1 pseudogene is annotated in these 527 nt (G+C 41.9%); it reads right to left on the reverse strand.

The window, feature by feature from the left end:
• Nucleotides 1-527: pseudogene (locus tag NXS07_RS20735) on the reverse strand (phage tail protein); the annotation flags it as partial.

Consider the following 527-nt stretch of genomic DNA (forward strand, 5'->3'; position numbering starts at 1 on the left):
TCCAGCGCCTGAATCCCTAATTGTGCAAAGAAATTCAGACTGGCTTTTAATTCTTCAAAAGCTTTAAGTCCCAACTGCACAAATGCATCCAGACTGGATTTTAATTTATCCAGCGCCTGAATTCCCAATTGAGCAAAGAAATTCAGACTGGCTTTTAATTCTTCAAAAGCTTTAAGTCCTAACTGAGCAAATACATCCAGGGGAGCTGTTAATTTATTCAGGGCCTGAATTCCCAACTGCACAAATGCATCCAGTGTGGATTTTAATTTATCCAGCGTCTGAGTTCCCAGCTGCGCAAATACATCCAGGGGAGCGGTTAATTTATTCAGGGCCTGAACGCCTAACTGCACAAATGAATCCAGTGTGGATTTTAATTTATCCAGCGCCTGAGTTCCCAGCTGTGAAAATATATCCAGGGGTGCGGTTAATTTATTCAGTGCCTGAACGCCTAACTGCACAAATGCATCCAGTGTGGATTTTAATTTATCCAGCGCCTGAACACCTAATTGTGCAAAGAAATTCAGACT

This window comes from Xenorhabdus bovienii (assembly GCF_024721015.1).
GTDB lineage: Bacteria > Pseudomonadota > Gammaproteobacteria > Enterobacterales > Enterobacteriaceae > Xenorhabdus > Xenorhabdus bovienii.